At 60.1% G+C, this 15,608-nt stretch carries 10 protein-coding genes; 7 read left to right on the top strand and 3 right to left on the bottom strand.

Going from position 1 to position 15,608, the window contains the following annotated elements; genetic code table 11:
- Positions 1 to 6: 6 nt before the first annotated feature.
- Genes ABIB90_RS30405 through ABIB90_RS30395 form a run of 3 tightly spaced genes read left to right on the top strand, consistent with a single transcriptional unit; the run spans position 7 to position 3,284 of the window.
- Positions 7 to 258, top strand: a complete 252-nt coding sequence (locus ABIB90_RS30405; RefSeq protein WP_354201928.1) for a type II toxin-antitoxin system prevent-host-death family antitoxin — start codon at positions 7 to 9, stop codon at positions 256 to 258.
- Positions 255 to 671, top strand: coding sequence for a hypothetical protein (locus ABIB90_RS30400; RefSeq protein WP_085360360.1), 417 nt, complete (start codon positions 255 to 257; stop codon positions 669 to 671). Before ABIB90_RS30405 ends, ABIB90_RS30400 begins: the two co-directional genes overlap by 4 nt.
- Positions 672 to 3,284 (top strand): hypothetical protein, encoded by a 2,613-nt coding sequence (locus ABIB90_RS30395; protein ID WP_354201927.1) that lies wholly within the window; start codon positions 672 to 674, stop codon positions 3,282 to 3,284. It abuts the gene before it with no gap.
- Here the strand turns inward: ABIB90_RS30395 and ABIB90_RS30390 are convergent.
- Complete coding sequence (locus ABIB90_RS30390) at positions 3,271 to 4,470, bottom strand: IS256 family transposase (RefSeq protein ID WP_354201926.1); 1,200 nt, start codon at positions 4,468 to 4,470, stop codon at positions 3,271 to 3,273. The two genes, ABIB90_RS30395 and ABIB90_RS30390, sit on opposite strands and share 14 nt — an antisense overlap.
- Before the next feature lie 57 nt (positions 4,471 to 4,527).
- Between ABIB90_RS30390 and ABIB90_RS30385 the strand changes: the two genes are divergently transcribed.
- From ABIB90_RS30385 to ABIB90_RS30375, 3 genes are all read left to right on the top strand, one after another.
- The gene (locus ABIB90_RS30385; protein ID WP_354201924.1) at positions 4,528 to 5,517 is read left to right on the top strand and encodes a hypothetical protein; all 990 of its coding nucleotides are present in this window, start codon (positions 4,528 to 4,530) and stop codon (positions 5,515 to 5,517) included.
- A 458-nt stretch (positions 5,518 to 5,975) separates the two neighbouring features.
- On the top strand, positions 5,976 to 10,232 hold the full coding sequence (locus ABIB90_RS30380) for an HTH domain-containing protein (protein ID WP_354201923.1): 4,257 nt from the start codon (positions 5,976 to 5,978) through the stop codon (positions 10,230 to 10,232).
- A complete protein-coding gene (locus ABIB90_RS30375) occupies positions 10,219 to 12,183 on the top strand; it encodes a hypothetical protein (protein ID WP_354201922.1) in 1,965 nt (654 codons plus the stop codon). Before ABIB90_RS30380 ends, ABIB90_RS30375 begins: the two co-directional genes overlap by 14 nt.
- Positions 12,184 to 12,391: 208 nt before the next feature.
- Here ABIB90_RS30375 and ABIB90_RS30370 read toward each other — a convergent pair whose 3' ends face one another.
- The gene (locus ABIB90_RS30370; RefSeq protein WP_354201921.1) at positions 12,392 to 13,474 is read right to left on the bottom strand and encodes a hypothetical protein; all 1,083 of its coding nucleotides are present in this window, start codon (positions 13,472 to 13,474) and stop codon (positions 12,392 to 12,394) included.
- A gap of 318 nt (positions 13,475 to 13,792) precedes the next feature.
- On the opposite strand from ABIB90_RS30370, the gene ABIB90_RS30365 reads away from it, so the two are divergent.
- Positions 13,793 to 14,161, top strand: coding sequence for a hypothetical protein (locus ABIB90_RS30365; RefSeq protein WP_354201920.1), 369 nt, complete (start codon positions 13,793 to 13,795; stop codon positions 14,159 to 14,161).
- Here the strand turns inward: ABIB90_RS30365 and ABIB90_RS30360 are convergent.
- A complete protein-coding gene (locus ABIB90_RS30360) occupies positions 14,106 to 15,437 on the bottom strand; it encodes a tyrosine-type recombinase/integrase (protein ID WP_354201919.1) in 1,332 nt (443 codons plus the stop codon). The two genes, ABIB90_RS30365 and ABIB90_RS30360, sit on opposite strands and share 56 nt — an antisense overlap.
- Positions 15,438 to 15,608 lie beyond the last annotated feature (171 nt).

Genomic DNA, 15,608 nt, shown 5'->3' with positions numbered 1-15,608 from the left:
CGATCAATGACCCAATATTCGACCAGTGATCTTTCCAGGAAATCGGGGGATGTCATCGCTGAAGCCCTGCGTCGGCCCGTCACTATTACCCAGCGGAACAAGCCGCGTCTGGTGCTGCTCAGCATCGAAGACTACCGCAAGCTTACGGCCAGAGCCGATACGCGGAACGCCGGCCGTCTCGAGACGATGCCTGACGACCTGTTTGACGACGTCAAGCGGGCCATCGACGCCTATGAGCGGGAGCGCGACGAGACGTGAGCCGGGACGAGCTTCGTACCGGATGCGTGATCCGATTTCCCTATTTGTGGGTGCGCGAAGCTGAGCGCGGAGAGACGGAAGGCCGCAAGCCTCGCCCGGTGGCTGTGGGTGTGCGGATCGCCAGGCCGAAAGGTGAGGACTTGTTGGTGCTGTTTCCGATCACCAGCCAGCCGCCATCCTCCGATCGTTTTGCCGTCGAAATTCCCGAGATGGAAAAGCGTCGTGCCGGTCTCGACGCTTCGCTGCGCCTTTGGATCATTCTCGACGAATACAATCAGGACGTCATTGGCCAGTCGTTCTACCTTGAACCGGACCCGCCGCTCGGCCATTTCAGCAAAGCGTTTTTTCTGCCGTTGATGAAAGAATTCATTGCCCGCCGCGCACGCACGCGCGGCGTTAACCGTCAGGGTTAGATGGACGAGCCTGTAAAGAAACCAGATCTTTCGCCGGAGCAGCAGAATACGGCGGCCCTGATCCGGCAATTGCTCGGAAAGAGCATGGCCGATCGCTACGTCGATTTCTGTAGGCTCGCCTCCGGCGCACTTCCGCTTCGGGTATCCATCCCTCTTGCGGCTCACGCCTTGCGGGAGCTTGAGTCGGTTCTGCGTCAAACCTTGGCCGGACCGATGGAGATTGGCGCCGATTCCACGCAGGACGACCTAGCAAGAGTCGAAGCCGCCAGGAAACATTTGCACGCGGCGGGTTTCAACGAGGACACGATCAATCGTGCGGTCAAGGAGCTGCTGCCGCGATTGAGCCACAAGGCACAGATCCAGGCCATCGTCACACGGCTTGGATTGGCCGCCGACGGCGACATCGCGCGGGCCTGGACTGCGATTTCGCAAGCGCACGGTAAAGCGCATGGTCGCGCTCTCTATCAGTCGCTGGCGGTAGATGCGGAATTTCGCGCCCGATGGCAGGACCCTTTCGACACCGTCATGCGCGGGCTGATGATCGCGCTTCAGGGAAAATATGCCGCCCTGATGCAGCGCGTCGATCAGCTTGCAGCCATGCCCGATCGCGGCGCGGCGGTGACGAGTTTCGTAAAAGAGATTCCCGGTGCGCTTCCACTGCTGTGGCACTTCTTCAACCAGCTCCAGGCTCCGGACTGGCTACCTCACCTCGCAAAGCACAATCTATTGGCAGCGCCGACATTGCCGCCCGATGAGGACGCTGAAAGCGAAGGGCTGTTGCTGCGACAATGGCCAGCGGGTCGCTATCTCCTGCGGATGGCCAATTCTCCGGACTCAGAAGCGCGTGCCCTCATCGTTCGGGCACTGCGCGATGTTGGCGCCTCGCGTCATCCCGACGTGCACCAGATCGGAATAGAAGTGCTGGCTGCGCTTCCGCCGGATGATGCGGCGTCCCTCCTCGATCTTGCCGAGACGTGGCTGACCCGCGACGCGCGATTTGTCATGGCGCAGGGCCCCCACGATCTCCTCAAGCGGCTCGCGCTCGGTGGTCACGCGCCAGCTGCGCTGCGCGTCGCTCGCGCGCTGTTTCAAGTGTTCGACCAGGACGGCCAGCTCGGCACGCTGTTCAGCCGGCATATGTACGAGCATTTCCTTCCGGGTGCCGTAAAAGCACTGGCTCCCGTTTGTGGGGTCGAGACCGTCGCTCTCCTTTGCGATCTTCTGGACCAGTCGATCCGCATCAGCGGCCGGTTCCGCGATGAACCGCCATCGGACTACACCACTTATCTGTCGCAACAGATTTCCGAACACGGCACGAAGCATGATGTGTTGGGAGGCTTGATCTCCGGCATTGCGCTTGCTGCAAAGCTTGCGATCGAGACGGCCCCGGCGTGCACGCGCGAGGTGGTCCTACAGATCAACAGCCACCCGGCGAGAATTTTCGTCCGGCTGGCGCTTTACGTTCTCTCGTTCAATCCCTGCGAAGCACCGGAACTGGCAAAAGCCTATCTGACCGATGCCAATTTGATCGAGGCAGGCTGGTGCCGGGCTGAATATGCTGCGTTGGCGCGCGCATGGTTTCCCTCTCTTCCCGCCGGCGTCCAAGAGCAAATTCTTGCGATCGTCGATGGCGTCCCGGCCAAATATCGGAATGGATGGAAGGAGCGATTTGAGGCTCAAAACAACAAGCCTCCGACCGCAGAAAACGCACGAAAATTCAACGCATCCGTGGTCCGCGACCTGCTTTGGCTGTGGCGGTCCGCCCTGCCTGACGAACGTCAAGCGGCGCTCACGAGCATCGTCGAAGAGCTCGGTGACCCGGATGCATGGCGGCGGCAGTTCGACGAACCTGAAGCGCCGCCGCCAGCAGCGCCGAGCTTTTCCTCGGCTCCCATCGACGACATCATTGCCTTCTTGAAGACCTGGCGTCCTCCGGAGGATGGGAAACGTGAGACCGCGACGGCGCTGGCACAACGTCTACGCAATGCCGCGATCGAGAATGCGGCGCATTACTCCGCCAATGCAGCCCGCTTTATTGTAGTGCCTTTGCTTTATGTCCGTGCCGTGCTGGAGGGATTGGAAAATGCCTTCAACAACCGGACTGATATCGATTGGGACGGCGCGGTCGCTCTGATCGCCAAAGTCATTCAGTCGAGCGAGCGCCCATCCGGCGGACTGGAGGGTGACGACGCGGATTCTTCATGGGTTCGGAAGGCTGCCGCCGATTTGCTCGCATCCGGATTGCGGCAAGGCGCGCAAGGTATTCCTTTCGCGCATGCGGCCCTCGTGATCGATTTGATTCAGGATTTCTATCGCACGGCCCCACGACAGCCGGAAACCGAGGCTTTCGAGGAGAGCTATCGAAGCTATCCGTTCTATGGAGCAAAGGGGACGACCCGCGGCACGGCTGTGGAGCTTGTACTTGTTTCGCTGTTTTGGCTGAGCAGGGACGCTGGCAGCGTAGTCGGGCGATCGCCACAAGCGGCACTTGATAACCTTCCGGCGTTCCGCGCTATCCTGGATGCGGAATTGGATCGTGTCCCGTGGCGTGGTGTAGCTGGCGGTGGATCACCGCGTTCGCCGGCGAGAGCCGGGCTGGTCAGCTGGCGATAGCCGTGAGGCTGACGCTCGGATCATCGCTCAACGGCGCGATTGTTTCCAGCGTCATGTAACGGGCGCGCTGGACGGCCCATTCATCATTCTGTTCGAGCAGGATCGCGCCGATGAGGCGAACGATGGCGTCCTCATTAGGGAAGATGCCGACCACCTCGGTGCGCCGCTTGATCTCGCCGTTGAGGCGCTCGATTGGGTTGGTGGAGTGCAGCTTGGTCCGGTGCTGCGGCGGGAACGTCATGTAGGCCAGCACGTCGGTCTCGGCTTCGTCCAGGAAGCCTGCGAGCTTCGGCAGTTTGGGCCGGAGCTGGTCGGCGACCTTGCGCCATTGCGTCCGCGCGGCCTCGGCATCGTCCTGGGCAAACGCGGTGGCGATGAAGGCCGAGACGACGCGCCGGCCGCTCTTGCCGGCATGCGCCAGCGCGTTGCGCATGAAGTGGACGCGGCAGCGCTGCCAACAGGCATTGAGCACCTTGGCCACGGTGGCCTTGATGCCCTCGTGGGCATCGGAGACGACCAGCTTGACGCCGCGCAGGCCGCGGCGGGCGAGCTTGCGCAGGAACGCCGTCCAGAACGTCTCGGCCTCGGACGGCCCGATGTCCATGCCGAGAACCTCGCGCCGGCCGTCGCTGTTGACACCGACCGCGACAATCACCGCGACTGAGACGATGCGGCCATTCTGGCGCACCTTCACGTAGGTGGCGTCGATCCACAGATACGGCCAGTCACCCTCGATCGGACGGGCGAGGAAGGCCTTCACCTTGTCGTCGATCTCGCTGCACAGCCGGCTCACCTGGCTCTTGGAAATGCCGGTCATGCCCATGGCCTGCACCAGATCGTCCACCGAACGGGTCGAGACGCCCTGCACGTAAGCCTCCTGCACCACGGCGGTGAGGGCCTTCTCGGCCATCCGGCGCGGCTCCAGGAAGCCGGGGAAGTAGGAGCCCCTGCGCAGCTTGGGGATGCGCAGCTCGACCGCGCCGGCACGCGTCTCCCAGATCCGGTCGCGGTAGCCGTTGCGCTGGGCCAAGCGCTCGGAGCTCTTCTCGCCGTAGGCGGCCCCGGTCTGGCCTTCGACTTCCAGCTCCATCAGCCTTTGGGCGGCAAAGCCGATCATCTCGCGCAACAGATCGGCGTCAGGGGTCTTCTCCACGAGCGTGCGCAGGTTCATCATATCATCGGTCATCGGTGGTTCCTCGGTTGCGTTGGCGTGTCGCAACCCGATCCTACCGGAGAACTGCCGGTGACCACCGCAAAGCCGCCCGCCCGCTACGGCGCTATTTGGAGGCGCGCGTCCGGGCGGCTTTGCTCTACCGAGCTACACCACCACCGGGGACACGACCCGGAATTGCGTGACGTCGCCTCAAGCGGCCGCATTCCGCGCGCGATCATCGGTCGCTACCTGACATGGCTCTTCTACTTTGGGGAGTCTTGGGTCCGCGCTCATCTCGCGGAGCTGTTTCCGGCGGGCGACGTCTCGCTGCGTGACGCAACATGGGTTTCACATCTAACGACTGATAGCCAACCGGTGAAGGAGCTGGCTCCGGAAATGCGCGACTGCTACGTCGCCGAAATTTGCCGGCTCGGCCAGGAGGATGGCCCTGGAGACCACCTGCATGTCGAGGAACGTCTCGCCGAATATCTGGTCATGCTTTATATTTGGTCGGCGTTGCCGAATGATGTGTTCGAGCTCTTTTGGAACACCGCGCCTGCCAGCGCCCGGAAACACGCGATGTGGTTTCTCGGGACGCAGCTTGGCTTATCGACCGATAAAATTCCCAAACCATTCCGCAGCCGCGCTGTCTCGTACTGGGATCGGCGTCTCGCTGCTGCAAGAGCATCCGCAGACCCCGACCATTTCCGCGAGGAGTTGGAGGCGCTCGGGCAATTCTTCATTCAGGGTAACATCGACGGCACTTGGTTGATGGATCAGGTGCTGGCGATGGCCGACGGCGGGTTTGCACCGTCAGAGCCGTATGGCGTGCTGGATCATCTATCGAAACTCTCCACCGGTCATCCGGAGCGGGCGGTCGAGGTTCTGGCGGCCCTTGTCAAGAATCTACGATTCGACCGTTGGGTGTACATGACCCAGCAGCAGGCTGTACGGCGGATCCTCGAAAACGGCTTGGCGTCTGGCTCCGAACAAGCCCGTTCTTTTGCCACGGAAGCGATCAGCTATCTCGCCGCCCTTGGTGACGGCGGTTACTTGGATTTGCTCCCAAAGGATAAGTGACGACCACAGAGGGGACGGCCATCGTCTTGAGCCCAAGCCGGTGTTTGTTGCCGGCGGCCATCGCAGAGCGGGAGCTAGCGCAACACGAGAAGCATGTCCTGGCTCTTTACGAGGGATGCCGGGCAGCCGCTGGCCATATTGAGGCTCTTGCCGCGGCGCGGTCTCCCTTGTCCTCACCGCGCATTAGGATCCTTAGGGAAGCGCCGAGCGAAGGCCGTTTTGCAGGATTTCGTCACGTCTCAAGGGGCGCGCAGCCACATCCATCTCGCTGGTCGGCGGTAGTAAGGATCACCGGCACGCTCGGAGCGCCGCAATATACCGATCTATGGCAAACCGCGATACGCCCGCTAGAGTGTGCCGATTGATGTCCAAACTTTCGGAACCACGACTCTGTGTATAATCTTCACCTAGAGTAATGCGCTGATTCGCGCCTCTTTCCTGTCCGATCGCCGCCCCTCATGTCCGACGCCAACAACGAACAACTACGCCCGCCACCGAGCTGGGACAAGTTCGAGGAGATTTGCGCCGATCTCTTTTCGCGCATCTGGGATGACCCCCAGGCGGTGCGTTACGGCACGAGCGGGCAGGCTCAAAACGGCGTCGACATCTATGGCAAAGATGATGGCGCGGATTCCGGCGTGCAGTGCAAAGGCAAGCGTGATTGGCCGCCGACGAAGCTGACCATCGCGGAGATCGAAGGAGAAGTTGAAAAGGCCAAGGCATTTCACCCAAAACTTAAGTCCCTCATTATCGCAACAACGGCCGAAAATGACACACGCGCGACGGATCGCGCCAATGCCATCACGGCTGAGCACGAAAGGAGTGGTCTTTTTCGGGTGACGATCTATGGCTGGACCGAGCTAGTCCGGCGCCTGAACGATTATCCCGACCTGCTCAAGAAGCACTTCAGCACCTTCACGCTGCGGCGCTTGGAAGAGGGCATGCCCGATGCCGTCGCCGATCGCGTCATTGAGAGATTGAGCGAGGCCAAGACCGCGATAGATCCGAGCGACCGGGAACAAGCGCCACCGGCGCAGCCCAGTGCACTTAACGACCGGCTGGCCGACGCGCTCGAACGAGATTTTGCAGCCAGATATGATCAGACGCTGCAGCGCTCGATGTATCCAGAACTCGACAAGAATGACGAGTTTGCGACGCTTGCTGCCGATGTCCTGGCAGCGCCTCCCGGCTCACCCTCTCGAGGACTTTGCCGCCAAATTCTATTGCGCGCCTCTCGCGCCGCATCGATCAAAGGCCGAATCGAAGACGCCGCGCCGCTGTTGGCAGCAGGGCAGGCCATCGACGGCGAAACCTCCGACCTGCCGGCGCGTGCGCGATTAGCCGTTGCTCAAGGGCGCCCGAACCAGGCCATTCAGTTGTTGCGCGACGAGGCGGACCCGGATGCGCGGGCCGTTCTTCTCAGCATCGTCATTGTAGAGCGCGGTGACGACGAGGCCCTGCGCTGGTTCAACGAGAGCGGCCTATCGCTGTCAGAATTCGCAGCGCCCGCGGTCCATATCATGGCCTTGATCTATCTGCGCCGAAACGACTTCGATGGCGTAAACCGCGTACTCGACCAAGCGACAACAGCACATTTAACTCAATCGCCATACCTTTATTTCTTGCGCGGAGCGATGCGCTTCGCGCGACTGCTGCCCAAGCCGGAGCAAGCGACGGCCTTGAGCGGCTTACCGCTCCAAGTCCATCATGCAAGACCCGTCGTTGGGGACATCGAGCTTTCCGCCAAGCTTGACGAGGCTATCAATGATCTCCGGCAAGCCTTGCCGCTAGCCACGAATCTCGGCCTTCGGTTTGCCCCGCGCGTCATCGAATCGTACATTCTCTGGTGCGAGCTTCTCCATCCGTTGCGCAAGGATGCAGCCTTGGCAAGGCTGCGCCGCGATATGACCGATCCCGCCTTAGCCGTCTCGAGGGTCCAATACGCGCTAGCCTACGACAACGATTACCAACCTGACGGTCTGGAAAGCTATCTGCAGCGACGTGACTCGTTCGGCGGGCTCACCGACCAAGAACTTCATGCGATGTTCGCGATCCTCCTGCATAAGAACGACGCCACCGGACTCGCAGCCCTTATCGCAGCAAAACGCCAGCAGGCCGAAGCCTCCTTCGGCAGAGATGAAATCCTCTCGCTCGAAATCCACGCGCTTGCCAAGAAGGGGGATGCAACATCGGCAGCGATTGTGCTCGAAAATAGCTTGATGGCGTTCGACGCGAACCGGATCGCTATGCTACGCGCCGAGATTGCCAAAGCTCAAGGTGCGGACCCGGTCGCGGAGCATTTGCATCTCTACGAAACGACCAAAACGCCCGAGTCCCTGCGCGCACTCGTGGCAGCGCTCTTGGCGAAGGAGGACTATATCGGCATCGCAAAATATGCCGAACTCCTCTTTGCCGAGACCAACGATCCCCGCGATATAGCGTTCGCAGCTAGAGCGGCCCTGCGAGCCGGCGATGGGGACACCTTCGTTCGCCTCGTCGAAGCCCATGGAGGTTTACAGTACCGCGATGCCGATATGTTGCGCAGCTATGGTTGGCAACTGTTTCGCCTGGGACGATTGCGCGACGCCAAAGTTATCGTTGACGATATGGAGCATCGGTACCCAGCGGCGCGCGACCTATCACTTGAATTTGCCATTGCGCTCGACTCCGGCGAATGGGAGACGCTCGCCGGCCCGTTGAGCGCGGCGCTCGATCCAGCGCGGGGCTTAGACGGTTTGGCCCTGATCCGAGCCGCCCATCTTTCTCAAGCCTCGAACCAAGGTCCGATAATGGACCTCGTCTCGGCCGCAGTCGCCAAGGGTGAGAACGATCCACACGTCCTCCTCGGCGCGTATCATCTCTTCATCGAGGAAGGGCTTGAGGAGCAGCGCCCGGAGGCTGGCGAGTGGTTCCGTAAGGCATTGGCTTTGTCCGGACCAGACGGTCCCATCCAATCGTTCGAGCTGAAAGACCTGTTAGCCCAGCAGACCGATTGGAATGAACATACTACCAACATAAGTCAAAACCTTATGCGCGGCGACCTCCCGCTGATCGTGGCGGGTCCGGGACTTCGCACCACCGTCGTTGACCTTATTTTGCGAAATCTTGTTCGCAACACCACGCTTGCCGATGGTCGTAGGCGCACCGCGATCCCGCTCTTCACCGGTCGACGCTTGCCACAGGCGGTCGGTGCACCCGCATCTGTCGCGCTCGACATCACCGCACTTCTTGTTTTGGGGTGGTTGGGGCTCTTGCCGAAGGTCATAGACGCGTTTCCCAAGGTTGTCCTGCCGGCCGGCGCGCTGATCGAGCTGTTCGAGGGCCGTAAGCGCATCCGCCAAAGCCAGAAGACCCGTTTGCAGAAGGCCGTCGAGGTGCGGGACGCCATCGCCAACGGGCGGATCAAAGTGCTACGTACGCCCGGCCTCGCGCGCGACCCCGTTTCATCTGAGATTGGTGCTGAACTGGCCGCGCTGCTACGCGAGGCCCAAGCAAGGAATGGCGTCGTTATCCGTCCCGCTCCGATCAACAAACTGGGGCTCGAGGAGCGAGCCGAAGCGGATGTGAGCGCTTACGCTAGCTGCCTATGCGACATGCATGGGCTGCTGAAAGCGCTTGCCAATCTGAACGTCCTCGATGAGGAAGCTGAAGACTCGGCCAAGCGCTATTTCGATCTCCAAGATCGCGCTTGGCCTCAGCCTACGACGCCTGATCCCGCCCACCCGGTCTTTCTGGATGGCCTTGCGCTAGCATATCTCCAGCACACCAAGCTCCTGCAAACATTCCTTCGTACATTTCCTACTGTCTACATCCACGTATCGACTCAGGATGAAGTCAATGTCCTCATCGAGTACGATCAAAATGTCGACGCTGTGTTGCATATCATTGACGATATTCGCAATGCGATCCGCCAGGCGCACGCGGCCGGCCATGTTGTTTTCGGGCCCCGTCGTGATGACAACGACAACGAGGTCGACGGCCTGCAATCAACATTCAATTTACTCACGAATTTCTCGGGCGCAGAAACTGTGGTCTTTGATGATCGCGGACTCAACAAGGAACCTTTCATCACTGATGTAACCGGCCATCGCGCGCGCGTATGCAGCACGCTCGATTTGCTAGAAGAATTCGCCGAGCGCAAACTGCTTACCGAAGATCAATACCGGCGTCTGCGCTATCGACTTCGAGCGGCAGGGGCGCTTCTCGTCCCGGTCAATACAGATGAAATCGTCGCGGCTGCGGCGCGCAACCGACAGAACGAAGCGCCGGAGTTTCGAGCGATCCGCGACGCGCTTGAACTTGCTCGGGTAGCTGAGATGCCCCAGTTTCCCGCCGAGATGCCCTGGTTCCTCAGCTACGTCCATGCAGTCAAATTGGCGGTCGCACGCATTTGGAATACCGAAACCAGCGAAGATCGAGCTCGCAATCTGGCGTCGCAGGTCCTTGATCTCGATCCAGCTCCGGAAAACTGGGTTGCTCGCTGGAATGAGCTCCCGCCTCCGAATTGGACCACCACCGTCCGCCGCGCACTGATCGGAGGTCTAGCGTTACCAGTCGAGATCACGGATCATTCGAAGATTCAAGCTTACCAAGCGTGGCTTGAAGACGTTTTGATGGAAGACATACGCAAGCTTTTTCCCGATACCTATCAGCAAGTTATCAACTACCTACGGGAGTTCATTCTTACTCCGTGGAGCGACGATGGCACGGATTGATCCCGACGACATACCGCAAGAGGAACTTGCGCGCTATCGGACGCGGTTCGCACTGCGCCGCCTGTCGACGGAGGTGCAAAGCGCCGTACTTTCGGATGGGATCATTGCGGCCCGCATGGAGCTTGATCTCTCGCATCCCGTTCGCCTTCCCGAAGGTATCACCATTGACCGGACAGTACTCTTTGCAGCGTTCCAGCGTGCAGCCGATGGCGAGCCCATAACTGAGATCCTTGATGCCAGCGGCGTAAAGCGCGATACGAAGCTGGAGATCGAAGGTGATGCCGCAGTGCTGACCTATGGCACGCATCGTGTCTCTTTCCCTCAAGCGATACTTCTCTCGGCCAGTCCCAGCCGCCGTAAGGAGGCCGCCGCGCAACTTGCCCATCGTTTTACGCTCTCGATGCAATCGCACGCACAATTTGAGGTCATCATCGCCAAGACTCCCTATACGCATGATGATTTCTTCGATGCCTGCAACATCTTGTTGAGCGCCCCAGAGCCATTTTCTGATGCTTTAAAGGACACAGCCAAAACCGGCACGCTTGGAATTTCGAACTTCCTGCCCAGTCATGACGCCTATTGGGAAAACATCACCGCCAGACGGCTTGCATCGGACACATTGGCCGAGTTCGTGGCAAATGAGTTAGCAGCCGAGCGTGCGGCGAGCATTAGGCTCGATCCCGCTGTAGCCGTTGATGTCATGTCGTTGACGTTTGGCGCATATGAGCTTGTGCCTCTTGATGCCCTCCGCGCAATCGACCCCGACGGCCTTCTGCAATCCCTTCGCAGACAGCTAAGTATTCCCGACCCACACGCATTAGCCGCCGCGCTCGATATTTGCGCAGATCGGGCCTCTGCGGATATCCGTTTCGTCGAATTGGGCGATGAGATCCTCGACCAGCTTCTCGCTGACCCCAAGCGCCTGCACGGGGAACTGGCGACTTATGCGACCGCCTACATCATCGCAGGAGCACATCTCGCCAAGCACGAGAAACTGCGGCAAGAGCCCGTATATTGGCGGCGGCTTGCTGCAGCCGCCCATGCTGCGCTCGTCACCCGCGTGCTAGGCTCAACAGCCGACGACGATGGGGAGCATCCACTGTTTGATTGGGCGATGCGACTGTCCGGAAAGACTTTTTACCTTTCCGTTCTAAATGATGCGCATGCGGAGCCCCGTTGGCGACCCGACTGGATCACGGCCAATTTTCTTGCAGCCGACATCTACGGCCGGTTGCGTTACGTTCTACAGCGTCTCGGCGACACCTCGCCTCCGAGCTGGCGCAAAAAAATCGATGACGCAAAAGATGCCGTCAATCAAGATGTACCGCCCTACGCGCATGCATTCCCGTCTTTCCTGCAAGGAGGCCGTAGGAAGCCAACAGAGATGCCGTCTCCCGACGAGCCGATCGGCGAAATGTTTGTTGAGCTTGCCAGTAAACCAACCGTCGACAATTTCCTTATGTTCTACCAATTCGCGAATGCGTTCGGCTTTCCGCCCGCGGCGCGCAATTCGGTTCTCACCGCCATTCAAACTCTTCGTGCAGAGATCGCGACCACAAATCCCATACTCGTTCAAGGAGCGCTGCAACTCGGGGCCTATATCGCGGCCGGGAATCGCGACATTGAACTTGCCGACGCGGTCGCAACCGTTACGCTGGAACGCCTCGTTAGCACACTCGAAACCGAACGCTTAACGCTTACAGCCACCATCTTGCTCGAATGCGCGGCAGCGTCGGAAAACCGAGCGGACGCGCTTGCGACATTGGCCCGTCGCCTGGAGAACATGGCATTCATGGCTCCGGCGGCAACCTTGGCCGACGGGGTCGACATTCTACGCATCTTGCAATCTATCAACGAAGAGCTCGCACCACTACTGGCGCGCGCTATCGCGACAGCAAGGCTCGGCGCCCCTCGTGTTGCTGCTGCTCAGGTTTCCGCCGAAACAAGCTAATGGGAGGCGCATCGCAAATATCCGCCGATATCGGCCGAAGGCCAAAGCTAATAGCGTTGCGGACAGACAAAGTTCGATTCAGGCTCGGCTGATACCGGCAAGATCGAGAATAGCGTCCACGAACTCCCTCACGACCGCTTCCTGGGCTTCAATCCCAAGAGCATGAAGGATGGGCCGAACTTCGATACCATCCGTATGGATCGGGCCCTCAGCCGAATTGTCGATGCCGACATACGCGTCTTGAAGCCCGACAGCTCCCAGCACAATGGTATACGGCGCCGAGATACCCATGCCAACGCTCAGAATCTCGCAATAGTTCGACTGCGCGGCGATAGATGTTTTCCAGTTTTGTCATCGGGATCAGGGGGCGTCCGCGCTTGGTTGAGAAGAAGTGGGTGGATATGCCCCATATCTCGCCGGTTCCAAAAAGCTGCGTGATCGATCGTGGCGTCGTTGCGGTGCCGCTTGGCTCGACAGCAACCACGCCGTGGCGATTTCGATCCAAGTGACCGCTGTAGCGGTAGGGCGAAAGCACGTCGGGACGGTGACGGCTGGCGATGTCCATGAGCTGGGTTTGCTTCAGCGGCGGGCGAGCCGCTGCGGGCATGACCCGCAGATAAAATACGCTGGACTCACCAAACCGGTACTCGATTTCGTCCTCGGTACCAGTACCGACACGACCGAGCACCTCGGCTACGTCAAAAAAGACCGCGGGGTTGGTAGTTGATGTGGCCTGTTGAAACGGGGCGCCAGTCACAGCGGTAGCTCCTTCGAGATACGGCCGAAGGGCCACGACAAGTTGGCTGACCAGCTTCTTCTGCTCAGCCTCGATCTCCGCCTTTTCTGCTCCCGGTGCAAGACTGAATTGAATCGGGCCAGCCTTGTGTTTCAAATCGAAAGGTAAGGCGTCCCGAATTCCATAGTGTGTGTTCTGCACCATCAGGATTGCCTCGCTACCCAGCGCGTGATGCGCGTGGCCATACTCGATCGCGACATTAGAATTCATAAGCCGCTTTGAGCCATCATCCGATGCACCGACAAGGGTGACATCCGCCACGAACACGGCTGAGCGCTCGATCTTCTCAAATATGGTGGAAGCAAGATCAGGACTACCTGAGATTCCTTGTCGATCTTGATCCAAATGCAGCCGTTCACGGGACTCGGCAGCGGTGGGCTCCCCTACGTCAGGAGCCTGCTTGAGCGTCTCGATCGCAAGCAGCAGGGCGGCGCGCACGAAATGGCGGCCAGTCTTACCGGGTGTGTCGGATTGCCAAGACCAAAAGATTTTCATGAAGCTTCAACCGTCACCGGCAGCCCAAATGCTCGTTTCCGAGGGGAATCGGGCCTTTGATGATACTTCATCGTCAGGTTCTGCCAAAACGTCATCGGCCAGCGCCTCTGGAGCAGACGGGTCCCCGGCGACTCACGAGCCTACCGCGGCGCGAAACTCACCGTTGGCCAGCTGAGCGCGTTCGCGGTCATCGGAACCGGTTCGTCCTATTTATACGCCACAGCGACCCAGGAGCCGTCCAGCGCACCTGACTTCTATCTTGTTGGAGCAGTTTACTATTTTGTTGTGTTAGGCCGATCATGGGTTCGGGGCGTAGGCATGCGCGGCAAAGACGACAAAACTCAGGTTGAGGCATTTGGCGCGCCAGATTGCACGCAAACGCCGCATGCCGCGAAGCGCCTTCGCAAGAACCGCGGCGTGCCATCGCCCGCGACATTCGATATCGACACGCTGCCGGGTAGCTCTAATTTAACGGCATTAGAGGCAGCTGCGGTCATCCGGCGCACCCCCGGCGCCCTAGAGCAGTGGCGGCGCGATCCGAACCACCCGCTGAAATGGCGCTACGTCGATGGCCGGCCGCTCTATCGTGTCGACGCGGTGCGCGACTATCTGGCCCAGCACGATAAAACCACTAAGACGCCTCAGCCGCATAATGCTCACGGAGACGGCCGAGGAGCTCGGCCTTGATCGGGTCAAGCGGGTTCGTCCGCTGCAGGCGCACGATTTTGCCGACCCGTTTGGCGCCGACCAACTCCGCAATGTAGTCGTGAGCCGCTTCGAACGTCATCTTGCGGATAATCCACTGTTCGTCGTGATTGTAGACCTGATCGATTCCGCTTGGCTTTTGCCCAACACACAACCGCTGGATTTCGTTGTCGTAACCACAGCGTGACATGATGGTGCGCAGGCTGCGCCTTAGATCATGCATGGTAAACTTGGCGACGCTCGCTTCCTTGACCAGGCGGTTGACCATCTTGGTGAAGCCGGACATCTGGCCGCCGGTCTTCGGTGACGGGAAGACATAGTCGGAGGTTGCCCGCTGGAAATGTTTCGCGGCCGCGAGCACCTCGTCAACTAGGTGAGTGCGCGGTACATCGTGGTGCAACCCCATCTTGGTCCACGCCGCATCGAAGGTGATACGGTCGTCCATGATGTGCTTCGACCACTCGATCATGGTTGGCTCGCTGCGGCGCGGGCCGCCCAGTAGGCACATCCGTACCAGAAGCCCGAAAGTCCCGAGCTTGCCGGATGCCTGCCAGACCTTGACGATCTCGTCATCGCTCAGCGCGCGTCCCTTGGTGCGGCGCAAGATCCGCTGCGCCCGGGTTTCCTTCGGCTCGCGATAACCAGCGAGCACATTGTGGTCGACATAACCCTCGCCGACGCACCATTCGAGGTAGGTGTGGATGTGCTTGCGCAGGTCCTTGGCCGCCCCACGCTTGCCGGTCTTGGCAATCTTGTCGACGGCCGCCATGATCTGTCGCCGCGTCAGGTCTCCGACGGCGCTCTCGGCGTGTTCCTTGAGCCCGCGCCGCAGCGCCGACATTGCTGGCTTCCAGTTGACGACCTGGCGTCCGGTCAAGGACGCCTGGTAGGGACCATCTTCAACAATGAGGGTGGTTAGCGTGGTGCGCTGCTTCTCGGCTGCCTGTTGCCGCCTCGCCTCGCGCTTCGCGTCGTTCGGGTCCAAGCCCTTGACCACCTCGCCTGCGGCGATGGTGGCGGCCTTGCGCGCGGCCTTCTCATTATATTTGGGCCACGCGCCGAGGGTCTTGCGCTGGGTACCCCTCACCCCCGGCTTGGTGAAGAGGTAGACCCAGGTCCGGCCGCCGGTGGCGCGCATGCGCAAGGCAAGGCCGGGCAGCTTGTCGTCGTGGAGATAATGCTGCGCCTTACCCGGCGGCAGCGTTGCGTTGCGAATCACCGCATCGGTGAGTGTCAGCTGGTTTGCCGGCTCCGTCATGATCCCTTCCCTCTCTCTGTGCCCGGGTGTGCCCCGCAAGGAGCGGTCAGCCCTCGAACAGAACTGGGTCTCAGACCTCCCCCGTTTTTGTGCCCCAAGGGAAAATCCATGACGGGCACAACGGGGGCATACAAAATGTAGCAAGGTCACCTATGGGCTCTTATGGCCGAC

Source organism: Bradyrhizobium sp. JR4.1, from assembly GCF_040548605.1.
In the GTDB taxonomy this organism is placed as follows: domain Bacteria; phylum Pseudomonadota; class Alphaproteobacteria; order Rhizobiales; family Xanthobacteraceae; genus Bradyrhizobium; species Bradyrhizobium canariense.
The sequence above is the reverse complement of the archived record's forward strand: the minus strand, read 5'-3'. Positions and strand labels throughout refer to the sequence as shown.

What these genes read in the sequence shown, in the direction of transcription:
- ABIB90_RS30405 (WP_354201928.1), top strand. Translation starts at nt 7, where the DNA reads ATGACCCAATATTCGACCAGTGATCTTTCCAGGAAATCGGGGGATGTC.
- ABIB90_RS30395 (WP_354201927.1), top strand. Translation starts at nt 672, where the DNA reads ATGGACGAGCCTGTAAAGAAACCAGATCTTTCGCCGGAGCAGCAGAAT.
- ABIB90_RS30390 (WP_354201926.1), bottom strand. Translation starts at nt 4,470, where the DNA reads ATGACCGATGATATGATGAACCTGCGCACGCTCGTGGAGAAGACCCCT.
- ABIB90_RS30380 (WP_354201923.1), top strand. Translation starts at nt 5,976, where the DNA reads ATGTCCGACGCCAACAACGAACAACTACGCCCGCCACCGAGCTGGGAC.
- ABIB90_RS30375 (WP_354201922.1), top strand. Translation starts at nt 10,219, where the DNA reads ATGGCACGGATTGATCCCGACGACATACCGCAAGAGGAACTTGCGCGC.
- ABIB90_RS30370 (WP_354201921.1), bottom strand. Translation starts at nt 13,474, where the DNA reads ATGAAAATCTTTTGGTCTTGGCAATCCGACACACCCGGTAAGACTGGC.
- ABIB90_RS30365 (WP_354201920.1), top strand. Translation starts at nt 13,793, where the DNA reads ATGCGCGGCAAAGACGACAAAACTCAGGTTGAGGCATTTGGCGCGCCA.
- ABIB90_RS30360 (WP_354201919.1), bottom strand. Translation starts at nt 15,437, where the DNA reads ATGACGGAGCCGGCAAACCAGCTGACACTCACCGATGCGGTGATTCGC.